The sequence below is a fragment of the Bacillus sp. FSL K6-3431 genome (genome assembly GCF_038002605.1).
In the GTDB taxonomy this organism is placed as follows: Bacteria; Bacillota; Bacilli; order Bacillales; family Bacillaceae_C; genus Lederbergia.
Genome location: NZ_JBBOCT010000001.1, coordinates 4,372,808 through 4,392,984 on the forward strand (window position 1 = coordinate 4,372,808; position 20,177 = coordinate 4,392,984).

The following is a 20,177-nucleotide window of genomic DNA, read 5'->3' on the forward strand; positions in this document are numbered from 1 at the left end:
GAACTTAATAGAATGGAACCCTTGAAAATATCGTATGGACGGCATTTTCAAGGGTTTTATTGTTAGCGGGAGTCAGGAAATAGTCGGGATTTTAGGGATACTCAAAATTAGGATAAAGCTATAAATATACGAACTCTTCGGGAGTTGCTGTTTACTTTTTTGAAATTCGACTTAAAACGAAGTAGAATTAGATGAATCAAATGGTCGGTGCATTTATTACGACAGAGGACAGGCACTGATTTTTTGTAGAGGGTCTATTGTGATAATAACGATATATTCCTTCGACTAAGATATGCACTGGAAATAAAAAACAAGGAAATGTCAGAGATAAATACCCAGGAGATTCTTAAAAGGTTTGGGCGTCAAATAATGCATAAAGATTTTTAAAGGTGATGACATGATACATACCTACTTAGGTGAGACAATTCATTTTGAGATTTATTACAAAAAACGTACATCTATAGGTGTTACAATAGATGGATATGGAACTGTTGCAGTTCAGGTACCAAAAGGGACACCTCATAATATTGTGATTCAGTTATTAGAAGAAAAATGGGATCTTATCCAGCGTACATTAAAAGAAATAAAGGATAGGCTGCTAGGACCACAGAAAAAGGTCTATGAGTACGGTGAGAGTTTTCTTCTTTTAGGAAAAAATTATCCGATACAGATTTTCCAAGATATCAATATAACGAAAGAACATGTAGTGTTTGAAGAAGGTAAGCTTCACATTTATGTAAAGCAGTCTGATCCTGCAAAAATAAAACAAACTTTGAAACGATTTTATTACCAGAGGTGCAAGGCTTTAGTGGAGAAGAGCGTGTCCTCCTATCAAAGTAATTTCAAAATAAAACCACGTTCTATTCGTATCTCCGACAGCAAAACGACATGGGGAACCTGTGATTCAAACCTACATTTAACCTTCAATTGGAGACTAGCAATGGCACCACGAGAGGTAATTGATTATGTAGTCGTTCACGAAATGTGCCATATGGTTCATCTGAACCATGACCGCTCCTTTTGGCGACTTGTTGGAAAAATAATGCCAGACTATAAAGAAAAGGAAAATTGGTTAGCATTATCAAGTTGGAAAATGACTATATAGCAGAACCATCCCTGTGTCTTGTCAGGGGCAAAATTGTTCCTGAAGTCGACCATCGTTGCCATGAAACCGAAAAAGGTCGTCTATGTGTAATTAAATCTAGGAACCCTAGCGAGAGATTTCACATACTGGGAGACTATTCAAAACAGATCGAAGAACTATCCAAGATTAATCTAGCGTCTTTTCTCATGTTTTTTTCTTTCTGTTAATACGATGTTTTACGAAAGAGGTCATGCTGACAGAAGCATGGCCTCTTTGTGCTAGGTTCCGGCACTCTGAATATTGTCATCGCTCCTCTAGGCACCTTCTTTTTCACTTTGTCTAGCTCCAGGCGCCACCGACTCGAGGTCGAATGTCAAATAAGCTAAGCCAAAGAAAGGCAAAGAGCGTCTTTTTGGCTCAGCACATTTGCTTGTCGCTGATAGGCGGGCGCCTTGCGCTTTTCTTAAAAACAGGGTGTCCTTTTTTTGACCTTATCAATATATAGAAGATGAGTCGATTTTTTGGAAAAAGTCTTGGGAAAAGGAGAGGGACGATGGCAAAGTATCGCGTGGTTTACACTCAATTTTGGGAAGATCCGAAGATGGTTGAGGAAATGACACCAGAGGATAAGTATGTTTTTCTTTATTTATTAACAAATAAAAATACGAGGCAAATTGGAATCTACACGATTACGAAGAAGCAAATGGCTTTTGATACAGGGTATTCGCTGGAAACGATACAAAGTATTTTTGAGCGCTTGATCAATAAGCATAAACTTGTGACATATAATCCTGAAACGAGGGAGATCGCAATTAAAAATTGGGGAAAGTTCAATTTTATCCGCGGGGGAAAACCGGTGGAAGATTGCGTACGGAGTGAGTTAGAAAATGTAAAAGACCTAAGTCTTATTCGCTATGTAGGAGAACAAATTCGAAACGGCAAAATGAGAAAAATGTATGAGTCGTATGCGGGTTCTTCTTTTAGCGTGTCGGACGGTTTAGGCGATACGTTCACGATACGTGGACAAAAAGAAAAAGAAAAAGAAAAAGAAAAAGAAAAAGAAAAAGAAAAAGAAAAACAACTACTGAATAATCGGTGTGGTCATGATAAGGTCATTGATTTTTATCAACAAAATTTTGGAGTGCTCTCTCCATTTATCACAGAGGAAATTGGAGATACAGTAGACGAATTCGGGGAATCTCTTGTGATGGAGGCGATGAAAATATCTTTATCATTCGGCAAACGAAATTGGAGATATACATATGGGATTTTAAAAAGATGGCGCGGGGAACAAGTGAAATCATTGGAGGATGTATGGGCGTTGGAGAAGGAGTTTGAGCATCGGAAAAAGGTTCAGGTCGTGACGGAAACGAGCACCAATGTACCGAGCATTTATCAACATAATCCATCAGAAGGGGAGGCTTGACATGGCCGTCGAAAAGGCGTTACTTGGCTGTATGTTAAGAGAGAATTTTTACATCTCTGATAGCGTGGTGCGGCCTGAGCATTTTGAAGACCTGCGTCACCAAGCACTCTATCGAAAAATGCGACTTTTGCATGAAAAAGGTAGGAGTGTTGACATCGTTACGCTCACAACAATGGTGGATATGGAGCCATTCGGAGGAATCTCTTATCTTTATGATTTACAATCATATGCCAATCCGAAGAAATTTGATGATTATGAGCAACTTCTTCTGGACCAATGGAAAGAACGGGAAAAGCGAAATATTTTAACGCGAGCAAGAGAGGAAAATTGGGGAATCCAGCAAGTGATTCAAGCTTTACAGCACATTGATGCAGCGAGAATGGATGATCATTTGTCGATTACAACGGCATTAGCTGAAATTTACGAAGCACCATGGCAAGAAGGGAAGGAAACGAAAGGGATTCCTACGGGGATTCAAGGCTTAGATCAAATGACGAACGGGTTTCAAGCAGGGGAGTTGACGGTCCTTGCTGCAAGGCCATCGATGGGAAAAACAGACGTAATGCTCCATTTTGCGAAAGAGGCGGGCTGGGACCGTTATCTTCCGATTGTTTTTTCTCTGGAGATGCCCCATCGAAGTTTGGTTCAAAGATTAATTGCATCTACAGGCGGTATCAATCGCATCAAATTACGCAACCCGTTTCGAAATCTTAGTTTAGAGCAGAAGGAGGAATGGCCAAAGATGATCGGGCGTGTATCCGAGACATGTATGCAAATTTTTGACGGTGCTGGGCAAACGATTGCTGAGATGCGGGCGAAAGTGAGAAAGTTGACTCATCAATTTCCTGATCAAAAACCGGTCATTATGATTGACTATTTAACGTTAATCCGAGCGGAAAAAGATTATGGTGGAAATATGCATTTACAAGTGACTGAAATTTCTAAGAGTCTGAAAATGCTCGCCAAGGAAATGAACTGCCCCGTACTTTTACTTGCACAATTAAATCGAGCGGTGGAGCAAAGGCAAAATAAACGTCCCCTCATGTCGGACATCCGTGAATCAGGGAGTGTCGAGCAAGATGCCGATGTCATTATTTTTCTTTATCGTGATACATACTATGATAAAACCTCTGACCAGAAACAGCTTGAGTTGATTATTTCCAAAAATCGCAATGGACCAGTTGGAACTGTTTTCGTCGACTATAATCAATATACAGGGAGAGTTACAGATGCCATCGATTAAAACTCTTTTTGAAGATGCGATTCGCTATGAGGAAACATTCCTTGCTCATACCATCTTTTGCTTATCTCAAGAGGGAAAAATTTCCTGGGATGATAATGATTCCGTTTTATCTAAAGTACAACCAGATCCAGCTAGACTAACAGAAATGATTGAAAAAAATTTCCTCGGTATTTGCGAGATTAATATGTACACAGTGAGAGTGACGAATCGAAAATGGGCTTTTATTTTCGCCAAAAGTTCTGAGGAAGCGAAAAACCATTTGTGGAAGACAATACGACGAAAACCGTTGAGTTGCCGTGAACTTTCTCCAGATCAAGAGGTATGGATCGGCAATCGCTTCCTCCATTTCCGTGAATGGAAAAAGGAACAAAGCGGATTTCCTTGTTTGGTTGGGTATTATTTATCATTATGGTCTTATGCTGTATAGAGTACATTTGCGTCTTCCAGATGGGAGGCAATCCCTATAGGGGGTTCATCCTCTCTATCATGAAAAATCGAATTATATTCGCTACCATTGAAATGGCAGCGGACATAATAGACATCTATTCTTCTCATATTCATCTATTTGTTTTTGTTATTGACATTGGATGTGTATTAATCATATAATACAAACATAAGGTGTATTATATGATTAATACAGTTTTTGGTTTCGCAAGTTTATTTTATCCCTATTTTTTTAGGTGATGTGTATTAACTACCTAATACAGACAATTGTTTTATGAAAGAAATTTTTTTACTTATACTGTATTAACCCCTTAATACAATAAGTGTTTTTTAGGAGGTGGAACGATGGATGTGAAGTTTAATAATAGGGATCCTGTATATATACAAGTGATTCGGCATTTTAAAGAACAAATTGCCACGGGTGTTTTTGCACCTGGTCAAGAGATTCCATCTAGAAGGGAATTAGCCAGTCAGCTAAAGATTAATCCCAATACTGCGCAGCGGGCGTATAAAGAAATGGAGGAACAAGGGTTGATTTTTACGGAAAGAAATGTATCTAGTCACATTACTAAGGATGAGCAAGTATTAAAAATGGTACGAGAGGAATTGATTTTAGAGGCAGTTGATGCTTTCGTTCATTCCGTAAGGACAATCAATGTATCCTTAAACGAGGCGTTGAATTTAGTGAAGAAAGAGTATGAAAAGGAAAGTAATGTATAGGGGGGATTTATATGATTGAAGTAAAAGGGGTAACAAAAAAGTTTGGTAAGAAGAAAGTTTTAAATGGAGTTTCATTTACCGCAGAAAAGGGCAGAATTACTTGTTTAATTGGCATTAATGGTGTTGGGAAAACAACGATAATGAAAGCGATTATGGCATTAACCCCCATTAATAGTGGAGAAATCCTTATTGACGGTAAAAAGATCCATAAAGGGAGTTATGAAAAAATTACGTTTATACCGGATGCAATAACGATGTTGCCGCAAATGAAAATACGCGATGCTTTTACTTTTATGGCAGACTTTTACGACTGTTGGAATCAAAAACGTGCCAATGAACTGCTTCAGTTTTTTAGACTAAAAGAATCGGAAAAGATTTCTGAATTATCGAAAGGTAATACCGCAAAAGTGAACCTTTTTACTTGGGCTCGCAATGGATGTTGATTATGTCTTAATGGATGAGCCTTTTTCTGGTATCGATATATTTAGTCGTGAGCAAATTGCAGATGTTTTTACGAGTCATTTAATTGAAGACCGTGGTGTCATCATCACGACACATGAAATTAATGACATCGAACATCTGATTGATAAAGTAGTTTTACTAGATAATGGCGTAGTTTTAAAGGAATTCGACGCAGAAGAAGTTAGGGAGAACGAAGGGAAATCTGTAATTGATGTCATGAGAGAGGTGTATAAAGCATGAAACGTTATTTGAAGTTAGTCAATTTCGAGTTTAATCGTTTCTTTAAACTATATCTCGTTTTAATTGGAATGACGATCCTTATACAAATGATTGGCGTTATTTTTGAATCACAACAATATTTAAATCGAGCAAATAAACTAATATACGAGGAATTAATTCCAAAGGGCGATTTTATAGAACAATATGGGACAATGTCTTTTTTTAATATTTCGCAAACAGCTTGGTTTATGGGCCCGATTGTAGTTTGTGGTGTTATATTACTTATTTATATCTTTTTTATTTGGTATCGTGATTGGCTTGGGAAAAATACATTTAGTTATCGTTTGTTCATGTTACCAACAGCACGCCTTCATATTTATTTAGCAAAGGCTACAATGATTTTCCTATGTATTTTAGGTATGGTTGCTATCCAACTATTACTAATACCAGTTGAAAGTCAAGTATTACAGTGGATGGTTCCAAGTGAGTTCCGAACCGATCTCTCTGTAAAGGAAATTACTAGCATCCAATATTTGGCGATGCTGTTTCCGGAAAACTTTATTGAATTTATGCTTTATTATAGTGCTGGCATCGCGGCTGTATCTATTATTTTCACGGCGATCATGTTTGAACGTGCTTTTCGTTTGAAAGGGGTGTTCTATGGCATTCTCTATATTGCTGTTTCTCTATTTATCCTTTTGGTTCCAATGTTAGTCGATGATTTAATACTAAATTATTATTTTTATCCACTCGAGTTATTTTTTATAGAATTAGGGACAGCTTTCATTGTACTCGCTGGTGCGATTTGGACGGGCAATTTCCTTATAAAAAATAAAGTAAGGGTTTGATGGGAGGTCAAAAGAATGAAACGATATTGGAAAATCATTACCCTTTGTATCATTACGGTTATTGGGATTGGCATTTTTTATATACAATCTAGTTTGGCTGGAAATGACGATATACAAATTGAATTTGAAAGGGTAAGTGGTAATGAAGATGAAGTGGAAAATTTATCTTTATACGCTAGTTATGAATTTGATTATATGTATCAAACTTTACAAATCTCAAGTAAAGGAACTTTCAATCTAGAAAATCAATCCCCGCTTCAACAATTGATAAGGGAGAAAACTGTACCCGTTTTTAAAGAATTAATAGAAAAACACAGAAGTTTTATGCGCAGTAAAGAATTACTGCCTAGTTACTTTTATGAAGATGAAAGTCTATTAGTATATGCCAATATTAGTAGGGATGTTTTTTATGAATCACGTAGAAATTCCTCTTTTGATATTGAGGTTTTAAATAAAAAATCAGGAGAAACTACTTCAATCCAGTTAGATAAACCAAAAGACAAAAACAACAGTTGGACAGATGTAGTGGAGGTCCAAGTTATTGATGGTAAATTAAAGGTCTTTACACGAGAACAAGTTGCAGATGAAGTTGGGTTATATGTATACACATTTGACATAGAGGGACAAAAGTTAATCGATAATGAATTGATTGTATCTAAGCCAACTGTAGAGAATGGCTGGTCAGATGTAAGGATTATTAATCACTTTTATTCGATTCAACCAGAAAAATATCTTTTGATTAAATTAGATGCTTATGAAGATAGAGATATGCAAGGTGAGGGAGAAGTCGCAGAACATTCCGATGCTGGTCCAGATGTAGTGACAAATGAGGTCTCCATCTACAATTTGGAAGATAACCAATTAGAAATATTCATTACACCAGATGATTTGTCAGGTGATATAGATTCGTCTGCAATCTATGATTCTACGATTTTTATTCCATCTCAGTCAGCGAGTGGTTTAGAAGTGAACCAGTATGATATTGAAAAGAGGAAGTGGGGAAAAAAACTAACATTTGATTTATTACCTGCAAAGAGTGGTGAGGATACACCTTTTGTTCAATTAATGAATGGTAAAGTATATATCATTCGTTCAATAAAGAATGGGCACTCACTTTTTATAGGTGATTTAAAAACAGGTGAATCCTTATATGAAGGAAAACTAAAAGTGAAAAATCCAGGGCCAGAACAAAAGGATTATCGCTTATATATTAACGAAATAGAGGATGTTTAATAAAGAGCGCAAAGATTAAAATCAAAAGGACTCTTACAAGCATATATTAATAGCTAGTATTGGTATATGAATATAATAAGGTGGAGAAAATGAGGGAAAATGAAATTGAACGAATTATAACCAATTATGAAATGGAGTTGCGTTATTTAGCATTTAGATATGTACGAGATTGGATAGTAGTAGATGATATTATGCAAGAAGTATATTTGAAGGTTTTTTTGAAATTGAATTCTTTCAAGGAAAAATCAAATATAAAGACTTGGCTATATAAAATTACTTGTAATCAATGTATTGACTATTTGCGCAGTAAAGTTTTTAGATCTACTATTTTAATGGATAACCTAGAAGAATGTCTATTTTCCAACAGGAAATCAGTTGAAAGTGAATTGCTTGATAAATTGGAAAGAGAAAGACTTTACCAACATATTAATTCTCTGCCGAACGATTACAAACAAACATTATCCCTATATTACTTTAGTAACTATTCTTATAAAGAAATTAGCTATATGTTGTGTAAAGATATTTCTTTTGTTAAAAATAAACTTCTTAGGGGAAAACGTTTGTTAAAGAAAGTATATCAGAAAGATGAGTTATTAGCGTAAAGATGAACGGAATATGATAGGTGATGATTAGGCACCCATTTTGGGTGTCTTTCTTATTAGGGAAAAGGATACAAACAACTTAAAGGGGAAAATGAAGAACAAATAAATTGAGAAATGAAATGTCTTCAAAATATGTCTATCTATTCATTAGTTGAGTTTCAACAGCTAATTGATTTAACGATGGATAAATTAGACTTTTGACGTCACCAATTAGTATATTATATGGTGAATTAGATGAACCGTTGTATAAAGAGAGTGCAATCTTTTAAAGCGTTGCGACGAATCAAAAAACAATAAAGGGGTATCCGAACTCTAAACATTTAATGACATTAGGCAAGGACATTAACGACGTGAACAAAGATATTCTTACATTCTTAAATTAAATTTGCAGCTTCTTCATCAAATTGAAATGAGAGATGTACAGTGTGTAATTTTGAAATATAAAAATAAAAAACCACTAGGAGTGGTTTTTTAATCTCGCATTGCTCCTGCCTCTCGGGAAGTCATTGCACCTTGTCCTTCACTTATATCCTTCTGAATTTCTTGTTTTACCTTTTCAGCATCAGTTCCGGCAAATCCTGGTTTCATACTAGAACTTAAGTTTTTTTGAGCTTGTTTATCTTGTTGCATACAAGTCCTCCTTAATTTTTCATAATAGACTCTCGGCATTCACCGAGTCAGATGGTACAAGGTTTTCTTGTGCCATTTTTTTATGTCTCCTCCTACTTTTAATAGGGGAATAGTTCACTTTTTATTAGTAGAATTGCCTATTCTGTATTGAACGAGATAAACAATCTACATACAACGCGTCCGCCTACCACCGTACGGACACCATATCATCGTAGAACGATGGTTTCCAGCCTCTAAATGATAATCGACCTTCTCCGCTTCTTTGGCATGTTTTTATTTGAAAAAAGTTTGAAAACGAATACCAAATATTCAATAAAGCTTAATTCCCAGTAGGTTTTTGGAAATTGGGCAGATTTACTCCTCAAAATTCCGAGAGTCTATTCATGTTCAACAATCTTATTGTTTACAAAAAAACGTTCGGTATACCCTGAGTACAGTACTAATGCTGTAAACGAGCACTTTATACCAGGCGCCCTTTTTCACTTTAATCCAGAAAGCCTGAAATAATGTGCTATTTTTTTTATCTTATTTCGGAATGTGCAAAATCTTGTTCAAATTTCTCCAGCTAAAAATAGAGATAAGAAAACCCCTAAAACGGGGCATCAACGGGCATATGTATTTTTATTCGAATCTTGTACACTGTATTCGCAATTGAAAATTGAGCCATGTAAAGTACGGATATTTTCACAAACTTTAGTTGAAGCGCTTTAATAGTGCTAGGCTTGACCGATGTAAATGGCTAGTGTTAAAACTGAGGGGAAGCGAAGGCGACTATATAATTAATGATAGGTGAAATAAGGCTTATGCCATTATATTAACAATAATATTGACGGGACACCAATGGGTGTCTTATAATAAGGCTACCAATTGGTGTCGTATTTACAAGGAGGGGGGATTTTGAAAGAGAAGAAACAAGAGCGTGATGTTTATGTAGCCATCGCTGACCCCACAAGGCGTAAATTGCTACGTTTGTTGGCAGAGTCGGAAGAGTTACCTCTTTTCAAATTAACCGCTCAATTTCAAATGGGACGTACCGCTGTTTCTAAACATTTGGCTATTCTTAAAGAAGCTGGATTAGTTGTTGACCGAAAAGTTGGTAAAGAAACAAGGTATCGAATAAATCCAATCCCATTAAGGGAAGTTAAAGATTGGGTATCCTTTTACGAGAAATTTTGGAACGATAAAGTAGTACTTTTAAAAAAAATATTATCGGAGGAATAGATTATGGCAGACGTAACATTAGATTTTCAGTTTTCAAGTTCAATCAATAAGGTATGGAACGCATTAACAGATTCGGACACCCTTGCAAAATGGATATGGAAAAATGACTTTAAACCAGTTGTCGGACAAAAGTTTCAATTCCGATCTGAGCCAAATGAATGGTGGGATGGAATTGTTAATGGTGAAGTCCTTGAAGTAGAGGAGCCTAATAAATTATCTTATATTTGGGCAAGTGCTGGAGAAACTACTACTATTACATGGACTTTGAAAGAAGATTCTGATGGAGCTACCCATCTGCATTTTGAACAAACAGGTTTTAGTGAAGCAACAAAAGCAACCAAGGGAGCCATTGAAGGAGCTAAATACAGTTGGACGGTGATGGGTGGTCAACTCGAAAAAGTGCTAGGGGAAATGTAAGAACAAACCTGAACATTTGTAATAACAACGGCTTGATTTACTGAGCCGTTGTTTTCTTCGTACATAAAGCTAATTTTAAAAAGGAGACTGGGAAATGAGTTTTTTTCAAGATACATTATCTATATTTAAAAAAAGGGATTTATTATTTTTAGAGAGCTACAAGGAATCAGAAGATGTTTATACCTTTCTATTTGAAAAAGAGAAAGATCTAACCTACTCAGTTTTTATACCAATAAATAATCCAATACCACCCTATATTAATCCATCTATTCCCTTTTGCCTTTTCTCTAATTTCTCTTCTTTATAATTTCGGAGAACTTTATTCCAATTCCGAAAAAACGGTGAAAAAACGTGTGAAAAACAAGCTGGAAACGAGAATTTTCGAATCAAAGTTTGTCCAAAATGGGAGTTCGGTCGGAAAACTTTATTTTAACCTGGCTGGAAATCGGGTTTGAGTGGAAGGGGAAGTCAAAGTAAATTTTTAATAAACAGGAAGTGTCTAACAAAAATAATCAATTCCTAATTAAAGTAAACTTTTCCGATCAGTTTGATAAAAAGTGCTTAAGCATGGTATAAGTATAAAAGAAGCAGGGATATCTTTGCTTTTTATTTTAGGGACAAGGGTTTGACCTGGTGTCCCATAATGAGAGGGTTCGAATTTGAATATGAAAGATAATTTTTGGCGTGATTTACCACGACCGTTTTTTGTACTGGCACCAATGGAAGATGTGACGGATGTTGTTTTTCGTCATGTAGTGAGTGAAGCAGGTAGACCTGATGTATTTTTTACAGAGTTTACAAACACGGAGAGTTATTGTCACCCAGAGGGGATCAATAGTGTGCGTGGGCGTTTGACTTTTACAGAAGATGAACAACCAATGGTAGCTCATATATGGGGGGATAAGCCCGAATACTTTCGACAAATGAGTATTGGTATGGCAAAACTCGGGTTTAGGGGAGTGGATATCAATATGGGCTGTCCTGTACCTAATGTGGCATCAAAAGGGAAGGGATGCGGTCTTATCCGTCGTCCAGAAGTTGCGGCAGATCTCATACAAGCTGCAAAAGCAGGGGGTTTGCCTGTAAGTGTGAAGACAAGGCTTGGTTACACGGATGTAGACGAATGGCATGACTGGATAACACATATATTGAAACAAGATATAGCTAATCTTTCTATTCATCTGCGTACAAAAAGGGAAATGAGCAAAGTAGATGCTCATTGGGAATTGATTCCGGCAATTAAGGAACTTCGTGATCATTTGGCACCAGATACACTTTTGACAATCAATGGGGACATTCCTGACCGCCAAACTGGCTTGGAGCTTGCTCATCAATACGGTGTTGATGGAATTATGATTGGGCGTGGCATTTTTCAAAATCCATTTGCCTTTGAAAAGGAGCCGAAAGAACATAGCAGTAAGGAATTTTTAGATCTCTTAAGGTTGCAGTTGGATCTCTTTGATAAATATTCAAAATTAGAGCCACGTCCATTCAGACCTCTTCGCCGCTTTTTTAAGATATATGTCCGCGGATTTCGAGGAGCGGGTGAATTAAGAAATGAATTGATGAGCACAGAGTCAACAGATGAAGTGCGTGCATTGCTCGATAACTTTAAAAGTGAAGTGGTACGTTAAACTGATGTGATCTCCAAAAGTTAAAGTGTATTTTAAGCAGTTGATTGGCTGGTGTGAATACGGTATTGAACCGGACTCATTCCCGCCAATTTTTGTTTTATACGTTTGTTATTTATAGTTATCTATATTAGGTTATGAATTGCAAAATTGATAGTACCCAAATGGATGCCATGCAGCCCCTGTAATGCTTCCATCTCTTGCAACCGTAAGAAAATATCGCAAAACTCTAAATTCCATTTAACACACCCCTATATAATGTTTAGTATATATGTTTTTAAAATGCCTATCGGGCATATCTTTAAATAAGATATAGGTATTTGCTATATTAATGAAAAGCACGCTAAAATAAATAACAAAGGATTACAATTCGGTGCAGAACACTACTATGCGACAAATGATTCAGAAACATTTAATAAACTTGCTGGCAACTTTGACTTAATTATAAACACAGTAAGTGCAAAAATTGACATCAATGCTTATTTCTCACTGCTAACACTGAATGGTACTCTAGTAAACGTTGGTGCACCTGCAGAACCATTGTCGGTAAAAGTATTCTCACTTAGCAGTCAGCGACGTTCATTCGCAGCTTCGATGATTGGTGGTATCCATGAGACCCAGGAAATGTTGGATTTCTGCGCTAAACATAACATTATCCCTAATATTGAAGTTATTTCAGCCGATCAGATCGACGAAGCCTACGAAAGAGTTTTAGCTTCAGATATAAAATATCGATTTGTGATCGACATAAGCACAATGTGAATTGCGTAAGCGATATAATCTAAATGTTTTGCGATTGCTGCACTTAAAAAAAATAAGGAGGATCAGGGATGAACAAACCTTATGTTATTATACACACACATACGTCCATCGATGGCAATCTGGATATTATGAATTTGCGAGAATTTGAAGAAGCGAGTCGACAATATCAAGAACTTTCACTGGACCCTGAAAAACAACAGTTTGAAATACAAGGCTATCTGAACGGTAAAACGACAACAGAAGACAATATTACGCATTACAAGGAACCGGAGTTAGATGAAAGCGCAGACTCCGTTCCTGAAGGGGATTATGTCGCAGACCCCGATGCTCCCATGTATTATTTATCCATAGATGCACGAGGAGAATTAGCCTTTGAAGAGAATACCTTTGGCTATGGCGGTGTCCCTTCTCACATTGTAGAAGTCTTAACGGAGCAAGCGTCAACCGCCTATAAAGATTTCCTTAGAAAGAAAAAGATATCATATATTATTGCTGGCAAAGATCAAATTGATTATGAAGTGATGTTGGACAAGTTCTACAACCTCTTCCATATCAAGCGAATGATGGTTGGAGGAGGCGGAACGATCAACTGGTCTTTCATTCAAAATGGACTGGCTGATGAAGTCAGCGTTATCTTGGCCCCTATCGCAAATGGTGATCCGGACGGCCACCGATTCTTCGTCGCAAAAGAACCATATTCCAGCATGAAAGAAACAGCTTTTCAACTTGAATCCGTTGAAAAATTGGAACACAGTACATTATGGATTCGCTATTCTGTAAAAAAGAAGTAAAACACAATGGAGAAAATATTTTTCCACAAGATACTTTAGGAGAAACTTTTCAATCTTACTATTTGATTGGTGAAGTGATTCTACATAAAGTCGGGCAGTTTCCGATGTGAAGTATCGATTCGTGATTGACATAAGTACAATTTTGATTTATGTCAGTTTTTATGATAATTTTATGGTGTCTTAAAAGCCCAGCTTTGGGGCACCTTTTATATTTTAATTATTTGAAAAATATAGTTTATTAATACTGTTACCTAGAGTTAACTCAAATTGTAAGTTGAAATAAATAGTGGAAAAGTAAATGTAATAAATCTATGAAAACGATAATTAACAAAAAGTATAATATGATATTTGTGACCTACCATATTTAGTAGGAAAGGTGATTAGCTTTGAAAAAGATCTTTAGTGTATATTTGGTGCTTATTCTCTTATTAGTTGGATGTTCTTCAAATAAACAACAAGATGCAGTACATAACAATAACGAGCAAAACACTCCACCAAGTCAGCAGGAAAATGATGAATTAGAAGTGATTGCGGAAAATCTTGATGTTCCTTGGTCAATTGAAAAAATGAATAATACTTTCTATCTGACAGAAAGATCTGGATCCATCGTAAAGATAGAAAATGGAGAAATGGATAGGCAAAGTGTAGAACTCGAGAAAGAAATTGCAACAGCTTCAGAAGCTGGGCTATTGGGATTTGTGCTTGCTCCCAACTTCGAGGAATTGAATTTAGCTTATGCCTACTATACGTATGAAGACAGTTCAGGACAATTTAATCGCATTATAACACTTCATTTGGAAGATAATGTTTGGAGGGAAGAGAGTTTGCTTCTCGATAAAATTCCAAGTGGTTCCTACCATCATGGAGGAAGACTTAAAATTGGACCGGATGGGAAACTTTATGCAACAGCTGGGGATGCTTCTGAAGGTGAAATAGCACAAGATCTCGATTCATTAGGTGGTAAAATTCTAAGAATGAATCTTGACGGATCTATACCAAGTGATAACCCGTTTTCAGACTCATACGTCTATAGTTATGGTCATCGAAATCCTCAAGGAATTACCTGGTCACCTGATAGAACGTTATATGCTAGTGAGCACGGAAACGATGCAAATGATGAAATAAATAGAATAGAAGCCGGTCAAAATTACGGCTGGCCAATTATCGAAGGCTATGAGGAACAAGATGGGATGGTACCACCGATATTCACTTCAGGAGATGAATCAACTTGGGCACCGTCTGGAATCGATTATAATAATGGTAAATTGTACGTTGCAGCATTAAGAGGGACTGCTGTTTTAGAATTTGACCTTGAAACAAATGAATACCGTGAAGTTATAACGGGTCTTGGCAGAATTCGAGATGTACTAATTGAAGGTAATTACCTTTATTTTATTAGCAATAATTCAGATGGCCGAGGAAACCCTCAAAAAAATGACGATAAGTTATACAGAATTTCACTTTCCCAATCCAATTAAATTAATAAACAATAAAAGAAAGGTGATTTTTAAAAATGGACATGAATGATTTTATAGATTTTTGTAAGAAAGGTAATCCGATTTCAGGTGAGGATAAAGAATTACATGGGTTATTAACCCAATGTAGTTATGAAGCCCAAAAGATAACAATGGCATTGAATACATCCTATCATTCCAGAGAAGAAATAGTAGATATTTTTAGTGAATTAACAGGCAATAAAGTTGATGTTTCTTTTATGTGTTTTCCGCCATTTTATACAGACTTTGGAAAAAATATTACGATAGGAAAGAATGTGTTTTTCAACACAGGCTGTTCCTTCCAAGATAGAGGTGGAATTAGTATAGGAGATGGATCAATGATGGGTATGAATGTTACGATTGCTACACTTAATCACGGGTTATCTTTAGAAACAAGAAACACAACATATCCCTCTCCAGTTATAATTGGGGAAAATGTATGGATTGGGTCAAACGCAACAATACTGCCTGGGGTGAGAATTGGGGACAACTCTGTTGTTGCAGCAGGAGCAGTTGTCACGAAGAATGTCCCAGAAAATACTGTTGTTGCAGGAGTGCCAGCTAAAGTTGTGAAAAAAATTGATAATAATTTAAAGTGATTTTGGTTTCGTTGGATAAAAAATAAACAATTAAGGAGGTCGAACTATCCTATAAGATACATTTTAGCAAGGCGTGGATTTGGGTTGGGGAGGAAGAAAAAACAGATATATCAGTATGATGCTCAATTAGGTCAGCAAGTTCTTCTTGCTGTGTTATTTTTCAAAACATAATATAAACTCTCTTGCTAGTAAAATCTACTACATATTCACACGGTTCATACATGGTATTGAGAGGATTAGGCAATGATTTAAGACGAATTTGATAACTATCTCATTTTTATTTGTTGCATAATAAGTATATGCCGTTCTTCCACTCTTTACTATCAGAAAGGAGTGAAGATAAATATGCAAACAGGGGGATTTCATATGCAGAAAGTAATTTTGAACAATGGTGTTGAAATGCCTGTACTAGGCTTCGGTGTTTTTCAGATTCAAGATGAAAATGAATGTGAACAAGTCGTTTATGAAGCTATTATGGCAGGCTATCGTCTTATTGATACAGCTGCCTCTTATCTAAATGAAGAAGCGGTCGGCAGAGCAATCAAGCGGAGTGGTGTAGCAAGAGAGGAATTGTTTATCACTACAAAACTCTGGGTTCAGGATGCTGGTTATGAGAGCACAAAGAAAGCATTTGTAAGATCACTGGAAAGACTGCAATTGGATTATTTGGATTTGTATTTAATTCATCAGCCATTCGGTGATGTCTATGGTTCTTGGCGTGCAATGGAGGAATTGTATCGTGAGGGTAAGATCAGGGCAATTGGAGTAAGTAACTTTCAGAACGATCGTCTGATTGATTTGATTATTCATAATGAAGTTGTTCCTGCGGTAAACCAGGTCGAAACACATCCTTTCAATCAACAAATTGAAAGTGCAAAATTCATGAAAGGGAACAATGTGCAAATAGAGTCCTGGGGACCATTTGCTGAAGGAAAAAATAGTATGTTCCAGAACGAAATTTTAGTATCAATAGCCGAAAAGTATAATAAATCCGTTGCCCAGGTAATTCTACGATGGTTGACACAAAAAGGAGTCGTTGCGATTCCGAAGTCTGTTCGTAAGGAAAGAATCATTGAAAACTTCAATATCTTTGACTTTGAATTAAGCCAAGAAGATACGGAGAAAATTGCTACATTAGACACGAAAGAAAGTCTGTTCTTTTCTCATAGAGATCCTGAAATGGTAAAATGGATCGGTACCCGTAAACTTGAGATTTAACTTTTTGATTCCCAATAAAGTATGTAAGAACTACTTCATCAAGAAAAAGCCAATTTCCTTACAGGAACATCGGCTTTTACTCTGAATAGAAACAACAATATGATATCGTTTTACAAATCTCAAATTGTGAATAATTGTACTTAAATTCGCTTAGATAGATTCGATTCCTCGTAAATGCTCGCTTATTCGCAGGATTTGAAACCACTTCTAAGAAGATAACGGATAAATGGAATGAGTATTGATAATTGAGGCTTATATGACGGCATACTTATCTCCCGTTAAAAAGTCCTTCCTCGCTGATATTAAGTTCTCCCATGAGCAACGAAAAAAGGGTGGAAGAACTAGGGAATTCAATACGAATCCGGGGGGCAAACATCATCCAATCGGTTTTAAAATCATTTTTTTAATACTAATTCAGGCTGGATCCAATATGGGTTCGGCTTTTTTGTTCCATGTTCGGGTGTTGTTCAATCCCTTGTTGGGAATGGATTCATACAGTGTCCAATTGCTATTCAGTTGTTATTACACTCTTTAAATCCTCAGGATTTTCCTTGTCTTTTTTCGCCTTTTTCTTCTGATTCTTTTCTCTATTCAGGTACCAATTTAGTTACAATAGCCGAATATTCTATACGATCCAGAGGCCTAATCTCTGGGGAAAATCGGGCGTTTTTGGGAAGAACTATAAAACAGAAAAATAGGCGGGGAAGTGGCTTGGGGTTAGTCATAGTATGGGTTGGAGGTGGCCTGAAGAAGAATGTTTAACGGAAAAAAGGAGCTTTTAAAGGGGGAGCGTCAGGAAAATGCGGATTTACAACGTTAAGCAAATTACAGAATAAAAAATCGATTCCCTTACAACGTTAGGAATCGATTTTTTTAATTGAGCTTATTCAGCTAACACACCCGTTTTTCAGCGCACTGTTTCAATGCCTTCATTTGTTTCTCTAAACCTTTTTTCATAAATACACGAAAAAGGATACTTAATATCTTTCCTGAAACAGTCTTAGCTGTTACTTCTTCTGTAATATAAAGAATACTGGAATTAGGACTAATTTCTTGAAGGTTATATGAAACATTGATTAAGAAAGAAGGATGATTCATTTGAATACTTATTCTATTATTTTTATTGTATTCAGTAACTTGCCCTTCATACTCTTGAATACGGTTTCCTTCTCTTAACCTTTGTTTAAACTTAACACCAACCGGATTACTAATATCAAACTTCGTTAAATACTCAGTTCCTTCTAATCCTGTCATCCATTCTTTTTGTTTATCATTATCATCTAAGTAAGAGAATACTACCTCAATAGGGGCTTGTATCTCTGTTTGATTTGTTATTAACAATGTTTTGTACCTCCAGTTGTCAGTAGTGGTCATTATAATTTTTTAACTTTTATTGGAACAAATATTTCTGTCTGGTTACCTTTCCTATAAACATTATTCTTTTTTGCCCATTGAATTAATTTGTTAAATAATCTGGGACTAAACTGCACCGTTAGTTTAAGTGTATCACTTCACAATTCCAATAGAGTAGACTCTTAAAGTCTCATATGACTTGTCTCAAAACTCTTACCGTTGTAAATCCGCATTTTCCTGACTGCACCCCAGTAAGATAACATAAAAAAAGATTTTCAATTGAAGATCCTTTTTCATTTCCGAAAACTGGCGTTATGTTAACTAATACAAGCTAATAATTGGAATTTTTATAATGTGGTTAAAGTCAAAAAATATCATTATTATTCCAAAGTAAAGACTATTTTTGGACTTCAAATAACACTTTTCTCAGTTTGTTTAATAAAACTAAAACAAAATAGAAGACAAAAAAGTTAAGTAATAAACCTAATAATTCAAAACTGAACTGTCCACCTCCATAATATCCTAACCACTGGGCTGGAAAACCAAAATGGCGATAAGGTTCTTCAATTCGAATCCAAATTCCAGGAATGAAAGAAAAGATAATCGTTGCAATGAGACTAAGAAAGTATAATGATCTTTTGCTAGTTAATAATTTCATATTATCCCCTTTCGTAAGCTAGTGTTTCAGCAGTTTGACTAACCCAAAGATGCTTACATCATTTTTATAAGATTGATTAAATTCCTTCAATACTTCTTGTGATTTTGGATTTTTGAGAAAATACTGGAATCTTTTCAGGAAATCTATCGTCATTAGTTATAGGGCCACAATCCCAATAGTTTCTTAAATCCGGTTTTGACTCTTTATTATATCAAATAAGAGGAAACTTTCTTGGGTGTTTTCAAACCTGATATTTAACGATCTACAGGAATGCTACCGGGGCAGGATTGTAGAATAGGCGAAGTGCAGTATATTATAGATAGTATTATTTTGTTAATGACCATACAAAGTAATTAATGAACATCGATTAATAGACCAAATGGGGGGTAATTATGGACAAGGTTTTACTTGAGATAGCCAATTTAATAAGCAGTAAGGATAAAAAAATAACCGTTGGGATTTCGGGTCATGGTGCTTCTGGAAAGACAACGTTCGCAAATAATCTTTTAAAACTTTTGGGAAATAATGATGTGAATTATATTAATACTGACCCATATATTATTGGCTCTAATATTAGGAAGTACACTGATTTAGATTATGAATATAACAATAAAATACATCATTATAAAATGACAGCTTGCCATCCTGCTGCTCATAATTTATCAGCTTTAGAGAGAGATATAAACATGACGAGAGATGGTTTAGATTTTTATACAATAGATACGCATTATAAAAAGAGCATTTTAATTTCATCACGAAACAAAGTGAATATTGTAGAAGGAATGAGTGTTGCCTTTATAAATCCAACTTTGTTTGATTTAACAGTTTACTTATATACTGATGGAGAAACCGAGTTAATGAGAAGGTCTATTCGTGATGTTTCTGAAAGAGGAACAGATATTAATTATTTAAGAAAATCTCATGAAGAGCGTAGAATTCAATATGATTTATTTATGCATCCTTATCACCGAAATTTTGATATTATTTTGAAAAATTCCAATGAAGAGTATTTTCTAGAAAAAGGTAATCTTAATTAAAATATGAAATATGGTACTTAAAGTACGTGTGCTTTACTTCAATAAGGAGTAAAGCATTTTTCTTATTCAAGTAACCGGCAGTT

The 20,177-nt window shown here is 35.8% G+C and carries 22 protein-coding genes and 3 pseudogenes; 20 read left to right on the plus strand and 5 right to left on the minus strand.

Features of this window, described 5'->3' with window-relative positions; genetic code table 11:
• Nucleotides 1-270: 270 nt before the first annotated feature.
• The 10 genes and pseudogenes from MHB53_RS21040 to MHB53_RS21085 all read left to right on the plus strand — a co-directional run.
• A pseudogene (locus MHB53_RS21040) lies at nucleotides 271-387 on the plus strand (hypothetical protein); the annotation flags it as partial.
• Nucleotides 388-397: 10 nt separating this feature from the next.
• On the plus strand, nucleotides 398-1,105 hold the full coding sequence (locus tag MHB53_RS21045) for a M48 family metallopeptidase (protein WP_340922093.1): 708 nt from the start codon (nucleotides 398-400) through the stop codon (nucleotides 1,103-1,105).
• Nucleotides 1,106-1,637: 532 nt separating this feature from the next.
• Nucleotides 1,638-2,510 (plus strand): DnaD domain-containing protein, encoded by an 873-nt coding sequence (locus tag MHB53_RS21050; protein ID WP_340922094.1) that lies wholly within the window; start codon nucleotides 1,638-1,640, stop codon nucleotides 2,508-2,510.
• 1 nt (nucleotide 2,511) lies between these two features.
• Entirely contained in the window at nucleotides 2,512-3,753 is a 1,242-nt protein-coding gene (locus tag MHB53_RS21055; RefSeq protein ID WP_340922096.1) for a replicative DNA helicase, read from the plus strand.
• Nucleotides 3,740-4,180, plus strand: a complete 441-nt coding sequence (locus MHB53_RS21060; protein ID WP_340922098.1) for a hypothetical protein — start codon at nucleotides 3,740-3,742, stop codon at nucleotides 4,178-4,180. The genes MHB53_RS21055 and MHB53_RS21060 overlap by 14 nt, the downstream gene beginning before the upstream one ends.
• 362 nt (nucleotides 4,181-4,542) lie before the next feature.
• Complete coding sequence (locus MHB53_RS21065; protein WP_340922100.1) at nucleotides 4,543-4,917, plus strand: GntR family transcriptional regulator; 375 nt, start codon at nucleotides 4,543-4,545, stop codon at nucleotides 4,915-4,917.
• Between the two features lie 11 nt (nucleotides 4,918-4,928).
• Nucleotides 4,929-5,619: pseudogene (locus tag MHB53_RS21070) on the plus strand (ABC transporter ATP-binding protein).
• The gene (locus MHB53_RS21075) at nucleotides 5,616-6,446 is read left to right on the plus strand and encodes a hypothetical protein (protein WP_340922102.1); all 831 of its coding nucleotides are present in this window, start codon (nucleotides 5,616-5,618) and stop codon (nucleotides 6,444-6,446) included. The pseudogene MHB53_RS21070 and the gene MHB53_RS21075 overlap by 4 nt, the downstream one beginning before the upstream one ends.
• 15 nt (nucleotides 6,447-6,461) lie before the next feature.
• Nucleotides 6,462-7,679 (plus strand): hypothetical protein, encoded by a 1,218-nt coding sequence (locus MHB53_RS21080; RefSeq protein WP_340922104.1) that lies wholly within the window; start codon nucleotides 6,462-6,464, stop codon nucleotides 7,677-7,679.
• Between the two features lie 89 nt (nucleotides 7,680-7,768).
• Nucleotides 7,769-8,281 (plus strand): RNA polymerase sigma factor, encoded by a 513-nt coding sequence (locus MHB53_RS21085; RefSeq protein WP_340922106.1) that lies wholly within the window; start codon nucleotides 7,769-7,771, stop codon nucleotides 8,279-8,281.
• A gap of 471 nt (nucleotides 8,282-8,752) precedes the next feature.
• Here MHB53_RS21085 and MHB53_RS21090 read toward each other — a convergent pair whose 3' ends face one another.
• A complete protein-coding gene (locus MHB53_RS21090; protein ID WP_340922108.1) occupies nucleotides 8,753-8,911 on the minus strand; it encodes a hypothetical protein in 159 nt (52 codons plus the stop codon).
• A gap of 897 nt (nucleotides 8,912-9,808) precedes the next feature.
• On the opposite strand from MHB53_RS21090, the gene MHB53_RS21095 reads away from it, so the two are divergent.
• The 4 genes from MHB53_RS21095 to MHB53_RS21110 all read left to right on the plus strand — a co-directional run bounded on the left by MHB53_RS21095 (nucleotide 9,809) and on the right by MHB53_RS21110 (nucleotide 12,183).
• Nucleotides 9,809-10,132 (plus strand): ArsR/SmtB family transcription factor, encoded by a 324-nt coding sequence (locus tag MHB53_RS21095; RefSeq protein WP_340922110.1) that lies wholly within the window; start codon nucleotides 9,809-9,811, stop codon nucleotides 10,130-10,132.
• Nucleotides 10,133-10,549 carry an SRPBCC family protein gene (locus MHB53_RS21100; RefSeq protein WP_340924898.1) on the plus strand — a complete coding sequence of 139 codons (417 nt, stop codon included), beginning with the start codon at nucleotides 10,133-10,135 and terminating at the stop codon, nucleotides 10,547-10,549.
• 94 nt (nucleotides 10,550-10,643) lie between these two features.
• On the plus strand, nucleotides 10,644-10,856 hold the full coding sequence (locus MHB53_RS26470) for a hypothetical protein (protein WP_445661464.1): 213 nt from the start codon (nucleotides 10,644-10,646) through the stop codon (nucleotides 10,854-10,856).
• A 358-nt stretch (nucleotides 10,857-11,214) separates the two neighbouring features.
• Nucleotides 11,215-12,183 carry a tRNA dihydrouridine synthase gene (locus MHB53_RS21110; protein ID WP_340924901.1) on the plus strand — a complete coding sequence of 323 codons (969 nt, stop codon included), beginning with the start codon at nucleotides 11,215-11,217 and terminating at the stop codon, nucleotides 12,181-12,183.
• A gap of 32 nt (nucleotides 12,184-12,215) precedes the next feature.
• Here the strand turns inward: MHB53_RS21110 and MHB53_RS26475 are convergent, their stop codons facing one another.
• Complete coding sequence (locus MHB53_RS26475) at nucleotides 12,216-12,305, minus strand: IS3 family transposase (RefSeq protein ID WP_445661538.1); 90 nt, start codon at nucleotides 12,303-12,305, stop codon at nucleotides 12,216-12,218.
• Nucleotides 12,306-12,315: 10 nt separating this feature from the next.
• Nucleotides 12,316-12,420, minus strand: coding sequence for a LysR family transcriptional regulator (locus MHB53_RS21115; protein ID WP_340922113.1), 105 nt, complete (start codon nucleotides 12,418-12,420; stop codon nucleotides 12,316-12,318).
• Between the two features lie 105 nt (nucleotides 12,421-12,525).
• On the opposite strand from MHB53_RS21115, the pseudogene MHB53_RS21120 reads away from it, so the two are divergent.
• The 5 genes and pseudogenes from MHB53_RS21120 to MHB53_RS21140 form a co-directional block, all read left to right on the plus strand.
• A pseudogene (locus MHB53_RS21120) lies at nucleotides 12,526-12,942 on the plus strand (zinc-binding dehydrogenase); the annotation flags it as partial.
• A gap of 68 nt (nucleotides 12,943-13,010) precedes the next feature.
• Entirely contained in the window at nucleotides 13,011-13,733 is a 723-nt protein-coding gene (locus MHB53_RS21125; RefSeq protein ID WP_340922115.1) for a RibD family protein, read from the plus strand.
• A 386-nt stretch (nucleotides 13,734-14,119) separates the two neighbouring features.
• A complete protein-coding gene (locus tag MHB53_RS21130) occupies nucleotides 14,120-15,211 on the plus strand; it encodes a PQQ-dependent sugar dehydrogenase (RefSeq protein ID WP_340922117.1) in 1,092 nt (363 codons plus the stop codon).
• Nucleotides 15,212-15,246: 35 nt separating this feature from the next.
• On the plus strand, nucleotides 15,247-15,828 hold the full coding sequence (locus MHB53_RS21135) for a sugar O-acetyltransferase (protein ID WP_340922119.1): 582 nt from the start codon (nucleotides 15,247-15,249) through the stop codon (nucleotides 15,826-15,828).
• Between the two features lie 366 nt (nucleotides 15,829-16,194).
• Nucleotides 16,195-17,046, plus strand: coding sequence for an aldo/keto reductase (locus tag MHB53_RS21140; RefSeq protein ID WP_340922121.1), 852 nt, complete (start codon nucleotides 16,195-16,197; stop codon nucleotides 17,044-17,046).
• 891 nt (nucleotides 17,047-17,937) lie between these two features.
• Here the strand turns inward: MHB53_RS21140 and MHB53_RS21145 are convergent.
• Together MHB53_RS21145 and MHB53_RS21150 are read right to left on the minus strand one after the other, a co-directional pair.
• Nucleotides 17,938-18,387 carry an SRPBCC family protein gene (locus MHB53_RS21145; protein WP_340922123.1) on the minus strand — a complete coding sequence of 150 codons (450 nt, stop codon included), beginning with the start codon at nucleotides 18,385-18,387 and terminating at the stop codon, nucleotides 17,938-17,940.
• A gap of 409 nt (nucleotides 18,388-18,796) precedes the next feature.
• Nucleotides 18,797-19,057, minus strand: a complete 261-nt coding sequence (locus tag MHB53_RS21150; protein WP_340922125.1) for a hypothetical protein — start codon at nucleotides 19,055-19,057, stop codon at nucleotides 18,797-18,799.
• 392 nt (nucleotides 19,058-19,449) lie between these two features.
• Here MHB53_RS21150 and MHB53_RS21155 point away from each other — a divergent pair, with 392 nt between their 5' ends.
• Nucleotides 19,450-20,094, plus strand: a complete 645-nt coding sequence (locus MHB53_RS21155; protein WP_340922127.1) for a phosphoribulokinase — start codon at nucleotides 19,450-19,452, stop codon at nucleotides 20,092-20,094.
• The last annotated feature ends 83 nt before the right edge of the window (nucleotides 20,095-20,177 follow it).